Here is an 8,793-nt window from a genome sequence, read left to right as displayed (position 1 = left end):
CGCTCTAATATTCCACCATTTCAGGCGGAAAGGACGCAAGGAGGCGTTTTATGTTGGCAGGCAGGCCCGGCCCCGGATTGGCCGTCAGTCTTGAAAGTGCCGCGCTGTTACCGGGTCTCGGGCCGGGTGAGGCGGTAGACCTGTCGTGTCTGGCGGCGCGGGCGCTCGACGGCGGGGCCGAAGGGGTGATGATCCACCTGACCTCCGATCATGGCCTGATCGCGGATGACGATCTGGCGCGCGTGGCGACCGTTTGCGGCGAACGGCAGAGAGACTTCAGTTTGCGGGTGACGACGGCGTTCGATCACGTGGAGCGCGCCCGGCGGCTTAAGGCTCAGCGCCTCTATCTGGGGCGTGAAGCGAAGGTCGCCCAATGGACAAGCACCAGCCTCTTCCTCAAGTCCCATATAGGCCACATCCAGAAGGTCCAGAAGACTTTGAAGGACAGCGATATTGCGCTGTTTGTCACGCTGGAGCCGACGCTTGAGGCTGCGGAGCAGGCCCTGCGCTACGGCCTGTTTGCCGTGGAGCTGGATATGTCGCATCTGGCGGCCAGCCTGCACAGCCCCGATATCGACCGGGCCTTTGATGCTTTATCGCACGTGCTCAGTCTGGGGCGTTATCTCAATCGTCATGGTGTGGAGGTGCACCTCGGGGGTGGACTGAGGCCCGCAGACCTGATGGTTCTGGCACGCTCGCGGAGTTTCCGGCAGTTCAATATCGGCCGGCGGCTGATGCCTGAGGCCCTGAATGACGGGCTGTCTGTGGCGGTCAAAACCTTGCGCGAACGCATGTCCGGGGCAGGCAGAGGAGAGGATGCCCCGGCCGAGCGACACAAACGCCTTGCTGAGCGTATCGCCGGCATGGATGATACGCGGCTAAAAGAGCGCCTTGAGCGGTTTTGTCGTGAGGCCCTGCCCCAACTGGAGGACCCTCAGCTCTATGTGGCTGAACGTCTTCTGGCCTTGCCGTTGGCACGTCTTTAAGCACTTGTGTTCACGGCGAACCTGCCGGCCAGTTTTGCGGGGATTACGCTTATCAGGCATCTGCGTCAGACTGAGGCTACTGGCCGCTCCGGCACACCTTTGCGGCGGGCGGGCTGAAGGTCAGGCGAGGAGGGCTACCCCAAGCAGGCAGAGCACGACCAGACTGGTTATGACCACGCGCAGCCGGAAAAACGCAGCCGACAGCGAGCCCCGGCGCATCAGGACAGTATCGACCACTAGCAAACTTAAGAAAACGGCGATCAAAATGCCTAGCGCGGCCAGTGGCCAACCGGACAAGGTCAGAAGCGGCCCTGACCATGCGAGAAGGCAAAGGACATTACTCAGGATCAGAAGCCACGTTGCCTGAGCCCGTCCCCCCAGCACAAGGCCCCAGTGCAGGCCGCACAGAAACGACGCGATCACGGCCCCATAGGTGATGGCGATGTCCGGGCCGCTCAGGGTGAGAAGGCGTACACCAAGGGCGGCCATGAGGACAGCGGCTATAAACGGCAGACCTCCGGCGAGGGTAAGCGCAATCACCCAGCGGATGTCCAGTTTCGACAGCGTAGCGTCCATAGTTCGGTCTCCCGGTTAGGGCTTGTCCTGAAACCCGCCGGGGTCGGTGAGCGCCATGAGGTGCGCAATAACCGGGCGGAAGGCGAAAAAGCCCCGGCTGGCGGCGGGCCAGGCGATCGCGTCCCACAGGCGGGTGCGTTCATAAAGGCGGATCGGTTCGCCGGTGTCGTTCAACACAGAGTTCAGCCCTGTCCGGGTCAGGCCGACCGGCAGGCGGCTGGTAAGCAGTGTGCGCGTCTCAAACGCCGTCAAAGCGCTTTCCAGTTCCGCTCGCGAGCTAAACAGGCGGACCTCGGTTCCGATTTGCTGCGCCAGTGTCTGCGCCACCGAAGCCGTAGCGGCAGCGACCGGGGCCTTGCCCGTCACCAGTGCGGCCACTCCGACAATCGACTGTTGCGCCACCCGAAACCCGTCCGCACCGAGGTCTTCGGATGTCACCACCAGAACCGAGGGGGCGCGTGGGCTCGGTTGGGCTGTCGGTAAGGCCACCACGGGGGCCAGAGTCTCTGAGGCGAGCGGTGCGGCTGTGCGCGCCAGTCCGGTGGGTCGAAACCGTCCGGCGGAGCAGGTGGTAATGGCCTCAGTTGAGGCCAGATAGACCTTGCCCGGTGTGTGCAAGCCAGCGACCCAGCGCCACGACAGGGTGTTGGCCGCTTCGTCGCCGTCGAGAAGATGCTCAAGGAAAAAGGCCGCGCCTAATTGCCAGGGCAGACGCAGAGTATGCACCCAGATACTGGCAAATGACATGCGCGCGTGGTTGTGCAGATAGCCCGTCGTAATCAACTCAGTCGTCCAGACATCGAAAGCGTCAATGCCGGTCTGCCCGTACACCGCCGCGCGGTAGGTATCTGTCTGACGGGTCGTTTCGGCCTCATCGCTGAGGAGGTAATCGACGTAGCGCGTCCAGAGCGCCGGCCGCATCTCCAGATAGCCGCGCCAGTAGGATCGCCAGCATACCTCGTCGATAAACTTGTTCGCGGCGGCACCGTGCGCTTTTTCGGCCGCGCGCGCCAACTCCCATTCACCGATCAGACGAAGGCGCACATAGGGGGAGAGTTTTGACACGTGCCCCGTGTCATTGGGGCCGGGGTCGATATTGCGATCGCGGGCGTAGGCGCTTCCGGCGCGCGGCAGGAAGGTCTCCAGACGCTCAAGTGCCTGCGCACGGGTAAGCCCTTCAGGCGGCAAGGAGGGCCTCCGCCAGTTCGAGGCCAGACAGCCACGCCGCTTCGACGCGCGGTCCCTTCAACCAGTCGCCGCAGACACCCAAGCCCAGCGCCTTATCATAGAGAAGACCGTGTACGCCTTCCCCCGTGCGGGCATAGCGCCACAGATGCGCCTTGAGCAGCACGGGCTGCGGCAGGGGACGGCTCAGCAGCGCTTGCCACGCGGCAAACATCGGCGCAGCGGCGTCTTCGCGGCTGAGGTCGATATAGGCCGCCGTCCAGTCGGGCGTCGCCTGCAATACCCAGGCGCTGCCCCCGGAACGGCCGGGCTTTGACGCGTTGTTAGCGACCCACGCCAATACCGGCCCCGGCACGCGCGTCACGGGCGCAATATCGGGCGGGTCTTCTTCAAAAGACACCATCGTGGTCCAGCACGGTTGCGACGGGTGAGCGCGCGCCATTGCCGCAAAATCGGGTACCCACGCAGATATGAGGGTCGCGGCTTGCTCTGAGGGAATAGCGACAATCACCTGTGCATAGGGGCCAAACGTCTCGTTTTCGGTTGTGAGGTGCCACGCGCCGGGTGTCCCGGTGATGCCTTCAATGCGCGTGGCGAAACGCACGCCAAAACGCTCGCACAGGGCGGCCAGCGGTGAACACATCATCGGCGTGCCGACAAAGGCGTCAGGCCCGGCGTCTGGCCAGCGGGCCGCCAGTCCTTGTTGAGTCCACGCATCGACCTCAGACACAAAGCGCGGATCACGGACGGTAAAATATTGCGCGCCGTGATCAAACAGGTACGCCGTATCGTCAATCCGCTCGCGCCGCGTTGACATGCGCCCGCCGGGGCCTCGCCCCTTATCGAACAGATCAACCGCGTGGCCCGCCGCGATAAGCCGCTGCGCCGCCGACAGGCCGCTGATCCCGGCCCCGATGATCCCGATGCGTTGTGACATGATTCCAATACGCTCAGGCAAAGGGCACGGATCAGACGGGGATGTGGCCGCTCTGCGACATAGGGTTAAATATATATTATACACCCCTTGCCTTGGTTCGCGGTATCCGTGTATGCAGCTCGGAAAACGATTTCAGGAGGACGTTAGGTCTTTTCGCAAGGCCGTGATCAAGCAAGGGGAAGCTGCGTGCCTGCCAAAACATCTGTCCTGTCGTCGAGCCATATCCTGTCTCTGATCGAGGAAAAATTCAGTATCGCGTGGATTGTGTTCCCCTCTGACGGGGGTGACTGGACCGGTTCCCGATCGCTGGATTATTTTATCGGTTATGACTCAAGTACCGACCCCTTGCGCGCCCGTTTTCTGGAAGCTGTGCACCCGGATGACCGGACGGATTTGCTTCTTGACCTGTCTTTTTTGACCAAGCGCGCCTTGCCGTGTCGCCGAAGCGTGCGATTGCAGGTGGCGGGGCGCACGGACCGGCAGGTTCAGATCGAGTTTCGCCACGTTGAAGGGCCGTCTTTTGATACGCTGAACCTGCTGCTGCTGAAGGATGTATCTCAGGAAGATTACAGTATTCAGAAACTTGCGCAGTTTGAGCAGCGTCTGGAACAGGCTATGCGCACGTGGCAGATGAAGGGCCTGTGGTGGGCCGACACAAACTACAACATGATCGACTATGTCGGGCGCGATGAACTGATCTTCGACCGTGAGCTTCTGGGGACGCAGTATACGGATATCGTGGCCAAAGAAGATCAGGGGGCGTTGATGCTGAACCTGATGAAGGCGGGGGAAGCGGGCAAGCCCTTCTGCCTGCCGGTGCGTGTTGTGGGGGTGGATGGTGTGACACGTCCCTATCAGGTGCGGGGCGCGCCTAATGTCGTAGATGGCGAAATTGCGGGCTGGACCGGTTATGTCAGCCCGTCGCCGCTCACCGTCATGCCGCGGTCTTCCGCGGTAACGGATGGTGAACGGATGAACCATCTGAGTGCTGCCCTGCTGAGAGCCGGCTGCGCGGCGCTGAGCTGGAGCTATGGAGAACTTGCGGCCCGCGCCAAGGTTTCGGCCTCGACGGTCAATCGTATTCTCGGCACCTCCGGCCCGCTGATCGAAGCCTTCCGCCTGAGCAGTCTTACAGCGCTGGTGGAGGCTCTGGAAGCGGCAGGGGTCACCTTTCAGCTTGAGGCGCAGGGCGGCGTTTCCTTATGTCTGTCGCCAGTTCATAATTAACACCCTCCCTCAGCCGGTTACCGTTGCGGATAGTGTTTTGAGTGCTTTTTGCGCACGAACGAGCGTTTTCGATAGAGAAATGACAGCCACACTGTCAATTCGTGTCGCAAATGTGCCGTTCTGTCGCAAGGAGACACAGAGTTTTGTTTACCGACTGCCCCGACTCTTAACCCTGCGATCCAAAGGGGGCCGGGCGTTTCGCAGAGCGTGACATGCCGCCCCCGCAACGGCGGAGGTTCTGGATGAAATTATCGGATATAAAAGTTGGCTTCAAGATTCTGGGGATTATCGGGGTCTTCGGTATTACCTGCGTGTCCTTGTCCCTCTGGCAAAATGCGGTGATGGATGACGCGCAAAAAAAATACAGCGCCATGATCGAAAAGGCCGACCCGGCCCTGTTGTCGGCGGCGCGGATGCGGCAAAACCTCTTTTCGCTTCAGGCGGCCAGCTACGGCCTGATCGCGCAGGACTGCCCCAGCGAGGCCTGCGAAACCTTCACCCAACAGATGGCCACCTCTGCCGAGCGGTTTCAGCAGCGCTACGAGACGGCGGTGAAGCTTGAGCCTGCCTATCAGGACGAGTTGCAGCCGTTGAAGGCGCGCTTTGATGACATCGTCGCGACTCTCAAAAAAGACATCACCCCGCGCGCCAAAGCGAATGACGCCGCGGCGAGTGGTTTGATGGCCGAACTGGACCCGACCATTGAAAAGCTCTCGGATGATATTTCCGAGGCCATTGATACAAAGGTCAAGGAAAACGAAGCGAAGGGGGCGGAGCTGCGCAAGGCCGTCGCCGCGAAGGGGCAGATCGGTCTGATTGTGTCGGTGCTTGTCACCCTGCTGATCACCGGCTTGGCCTCCTTGCTGGCCTTCGGTGATATTGCGCGCGGCCTCAAACGCCTGACAACGCAGATGCTGGCCGTTTCAGACGGGCGTCTGGATCAGGTCATCGACGGTCAGAACCGCAAGGACGAGATGGGCGTCATGGCCCAGACCCTGGCGGTCTTCCGCGATCGTCTGATCGAAGCCGAGACCCTGCGCCTCGAAGCCGCCCGACTGAAAGAGTTGCAGGAGGCCGAACAGCGCAATATCATGCTGGCTCTGGCCGATGATTTCGAAAAGTCGGTTGGTGGCATCGTGACGCTGGTCTCCAGTGCCGCTACCGAAATGCAGGCCGCTTCGGCCCAGCTCAGCGCCACGGCACAGGAAGCTTCGGCGCAATCCGTCGCCGTCTCCGCCGCCGCTGAACAGGCCGGGGCCAATGTCAATGCGGTGGCGTCATCGGCCGAAGAACTGGGGGCCTCGGTGTCCGAGATCAGCCGTCAGGTCGAAACCTCGGCCGAGATCGCGCGGGCAGCGGTAGGCGAGGCCACGGCCGCCGGGCAGATCGTCACCGAACTGAACGAGACAGCGGCCTCCATCGGTGGCGTGGTCGATCTGATCGCCGGTCTGGCCAGCCAGACCAATCTGCTGGCGCTGAATGCCACCATCGAGTCGGCGCGCGCTGGTGAGGCGGGCAAGGGCTTTGCCGTGGTGGCCGCAGAGGTCAAGGCGCTGGCGGCACAGACGGCCAGAGCCACGACCGAAATTTCCAGCAAAGTGGCGCAGATTCAGGAGGCGACCACCCGCGCCGCCTCAGCCATGCACAACATCACAGGCACCATTGAGAGCATTAGCCAGTCGAGCGTGACCATCGCCTCTGCGGTCGATCAGCAGGAGGCGGCGACACAGGAAATCGTGCGCGCCGTCACGCAGGCGTCGCAGGGCACGCAAGAAGTGACGCACAATATCGGCGGGGTCGCCCTTGCGGCGGAACAGACGGGCGAAGCGGCGGTTCAGGTGCAAAGCTCATCGGGCGAACTGGCCGAACAGGCTCAGAAGCTGCATCAGGAAATGGACCGCTTCCTGGCTACGGTCCGCGCGGCGTAAGGATAGACACATGTCCAACCCGTTGAAACTCAGCGATGAACCGGAATCGCGGGTCATCTATCTCGATGATGTGCCGTCGCTGCCGCCCCAAGCCAACGCCACTCTGGAAAAGCTGGTGGCCGACATGTCGCGGCAACTGGCCGGGGTCTACGACCAGTGCCTTGCCATGAAGCTGAAAAACGGCGTGACCAGCGAGGTCGAATTGCTGACCATCAGTCACGCCCTCGCCCAGTTCCGTTCCGGCTTCCGCGATCTGCTGCTGCGCTGCCTGACGGTGGAGGATGAAGGCGGGAAACCGGAATAGAGCGGAATGATTTCTGATGGAATCATTCCGCTCAAGACGCCATTGAGGCGGCGCAGCCGCCGCCCGGCGAGGGGCAAAGCAAAAATCTGGATCATCATGATTCCCTCAGGAAACATAATGATCCAGCGCCTCAGGGTTTGCCCGCGGCGTAGCGCATCACCTGATAGAGGAAGGTCGATTCCACCGTCCCGGTCAGGAGGTGCGCAAACGGACCAGAGGCATAGACGGGCACATCCTCACCCGCGTGCTGTGCGCTCGACATGGGCGTCAGGGCGAGCTGATGGAAGTCGGGCGATAGCGCCTCCTCTTCCGTCAGCGGCGGGCTGCCTGCCGGTCGCGCGCCGGGGCCGGTAGCATAGTTCAGCGTCAGGCGCGGCTGGCCGTTCTTGTCCGGCTCATTGACGCCGTTCTTACGCGCCAGCCCCAGGATCGGCTCATTGCGTGTCGATCCGGCGCTGAGCGTCAGGCCGTGGCTGTGGTCGGCGGTGATGATGATCAGGGTGTCGCTGGCATCGGTCAGCTCCAGCGCCGCCTTCACCGCCTTGTCCAGCTCATCGACATCGGTCAGGGCGCGGTAGGCGTTGTTTTCGTGGTGCCATTTGTCGATCGAGGCGGACTCGACCAGCAGGAAGAAGCCGTCCTTGTTGTGCGACAGCACCGAGATGGCTTTGCGCGTCATCTCTTCCAGAGTGGGCGTGGGGCCCTGACCCTTATGATCGACGACCGAGGGCAGGTCACCGTCGGCAAACAGGCCGAGCAGGGTTTTTGTGGTTTTTGGATCGACGGCTTTCAGCCCCGCCTTGTCGGTGACCACCACGGCACCGGGCAGGTTGCGCCAGTCGGCCGTCAGGTCGCGGTCCTGACGCTTGCCGCCCTGCGCCGTCGTGACAAAGCGGGCGCGGTCGCCGCCCAGCGCCACATCAAGGCGCACCGCCTTGGGGGCTTCTATCATCTGGCGAGCGAGGTCGATACAGCCAGCCTGTTTCGCCTCGGCGGGCAGTTCAGCATCCGAGCGCCAGCCACGCGTCGGCACGTGGCCATAGGCCCCGGCAGGCGTGGCGTCGGTGAGGCCGGCCGTGGTGACGATGCCCGTGGCCTTGCCCTGCGCTTTCAGGGTTTCAGCAATGGTCGGGATGCGACCTTTCAGGGATGAGACGCAGTCATTGCTGTTGACCGTCGCATCGACGCCGATGGCGGCATTGATCGTCTTGACGCCTGTGGTGATGGCCGAAATGCCGTTGGCGGAGTCGGTGACGAACTTGTCCGCCGAATAGGTCTTGGACAGGCCCGTATAGGGCAGGCCTTCAAAGGTCAGGCGATAGGAGGCTCCGTCCACGCCGCGCGTTTGTCCGGCCAGAATGCGCCCGGCGGTGACCGAGCTAATGCCCATGCCGTCACCGATGAACAGGATGACATTGCGCGCCTTTTTCGTGTTCGGCGTGCGGGCGAGCGCGCTACGTAGCTCTGGCGACAGAAGGGCGGGGGCCTCGGCCATAGCCGGGGCAACGCACAGGACAGACAGGGACAGGCAGACGAGCAGCGACTTCATGGGGAACCGGACGGGGAGGTCTGACCCGGTTGATGTGGGATCAGGCGATGAAAGGATAACCGCAAGCTGGCACAATTGGTCAGACCTTTTGCGGTGGTTTT

General features: G+C 62.2%; 8 protein-coding genes. 4 read left to right on the top strand and 4 right to left on the bottom strand.

Features of this window, described 5'->3' with window-relative positions; translation table 11 throughout:
* Positions 1–50: 50 nt before the first annotated feature.
* The gene (locus Q0072_RS10230; RefSeq protein ID WP_298329361.1) at positions 51–986 is read left to right on the top strand and encodes a pyridoxine 5'-phosphate synthase; all 936 of its coding nucleotides are present in this window, start codon (positions 51–53) and stop codon (positions 984–986) included.
* A 120-nt stretch (positions 987–1,106) separates the two neighbouring features.
* On the opposite strand, the gene Q0072_RS10225 is transcribed toward Q0072_RS10230, so the two are convergent.
* From Q0072_RS10225 to Q0072_RS10215, 3 genes are read right to left on the bottom strand one after another with little or no spacing between them, the layout of a single operon-like run.
* Complete coding sequence (locus Q0072_RS10225; RefSeq protein ID WP_298329358.1) at positions 1,107–1,562, bottom strand: DUF3429 domain-containing protein; 456 nt, start codon at positions 1,560–1,562, stop codon at positions 1,107–1,109.
* Between the two features lie 15 nt (positions 1,563–1,577).
* The gene (locus Q0072_RS10220; protein ID WP_298329357.1) at positions 1,578–2,750 is read right to left on the bottom strand and encodes an FAD-binding domain-containing protein; all 1,173 of its coding nucleotides are present in this window, start codon (positions 2,748–2,750) and stop codon (positions 1,578–1,580) included.
* Positions 2,740–3,684 carry an NAD(P)-binding protein gene (locus tag Q0072_RS10215; protein ID WP_298329354.1) on the bottom strand — a complete coding sequence of 315 codons (945 nt, stop codon included), beginning with the start codon at positions 3,682–3,684 and terminating at the stop codon, positions 2,740–2,742. The genes Q0072_RS10220 and Q0072_RS10215 overlap by 11 nt, the downstream gene beginning before the upstream one ends.
* 186 nt (positions 3,685–3,870) lie before the next feature.
* Here Q0072_RS10215 and Q0072_RS10210 point away from each other — a divergent pair, with 186 nt between their 5' ends.
* The 3 genes from Q0072_RS10210 to Q0072_RS10200 all read left to right on the top strand — a co-directional run bounded on the left by Q0072_RS10210 (position 3,871) and on the right by Q0072_RS10200 (position 7,143).
* A complete protein-coding gene (locus Q0072_RS10210) occupies positions 3,871–4,911 on the top strand; it encodes a hypothetical protein (RefSeq protein WP_298329351.1) in 1,041 nt (346 codons plus the stop codon).
* 242 nt (positions 4,912–5,153) lie between these two features.
* The gene (locus tag Q0072_RS10205) at positions 5,154–6,839 is read left to right on the top strand and encodes a methyl-accepting chemotaxis protein (protein ID WP_298329349.1); all 1,686 of its coding nucleotides are present in this window, start codon (positions 5,154–5,156) and stop codon (positions 6,837–6,839) included.
* Positions 6,840–6,849: 10 nt separating this feature from the next.
* Entirely contained in the window at positions 6,850–7,143 is a 294-nt protein-coding gene (locus Q0072_RS10200) for a hypothetical protein (protein WP_298329346.1), read from the top strand.
* Between the two features lie 130 nt (positions 7,144–7,273).
* Here Q0072_RS10200 and Q0072_RS10195 read toward each other — a convergent pair whose 3' ends face one another.
* The gene (locus Q0072_RS10195) at positions 7,274–8,692 is read right to left on the bottom strand and encodes an alkaline phosphatase (protein WP_298329343.1); all 1,419 of its coding nucleotides are present in this window, start codon (positions 8,690–8,692) and stop codon (positions 7,274–7,276) included.
* Positions 8,693–8,793 lie beyond the last annotated feature (101 nt).

Source organism: Asticcacaulis sp. (assembly GCF_027484505.1).
In the GTDB taxonomy this organism is placed as follows: Bacteria; Pseudomonadota; Alphaproteobacteria; order Caulobacterales; family Caulobacteraceae; genus Asticcacaulis.
This window is presented reverse-complemented; position numbering and strand designations above follow the sequence as displayed.

What these genes read in the sequence shown, in the direction of transcription:
- Q0072_RS10215 (WP_298329354.1), bottom strand. Translation starts at nt 3,684, where the DNA reads ATGTCACAACGCATCGGGATCATCGGGGCCGGGATCAGCGGCCTGTCG.
- Q0072_RS10205 (WP_298329349.1), top strand. Translation starts at nt 5,154, where the DNA reads ATGAAATTATCGGATATAAAAGTTGGCTTCAAGATTCTGGGGATTATC.
- Q0072_RS10195 (WP_298329343.1), bottom strand. Translation starts at nt 8,692, where the DNA reads ATGAAGTCGCTGCTCGTCTGCCTGTCCCTGTCTGTCCTGTGCGTTGCC.
- Q0072_RS10225 (WP_298329358.1), bottom strand. Translation starts at nt 1,562, where the DNA reads ATGGACGCTACGCTGTCGAAACTGGACATCCGCTGGGTGATTGCGCTT.
- Q0072_RS10200 (WP_298329346.1), top strand. Translation starts at nt 6,850, where the DNA reads ATGTCCAACCCGTTGAAACTCAGCGATGAACCGGAATCGCGGGTCATC.
- Q0072_RS10230 (WP_298329361.1), top strand. Translation starts at nt 51, where the DNA reads ATGTTGGCAGGCAGGCCCGGCCCCGGATTGGCCGTCAGTCTTGAAAGT.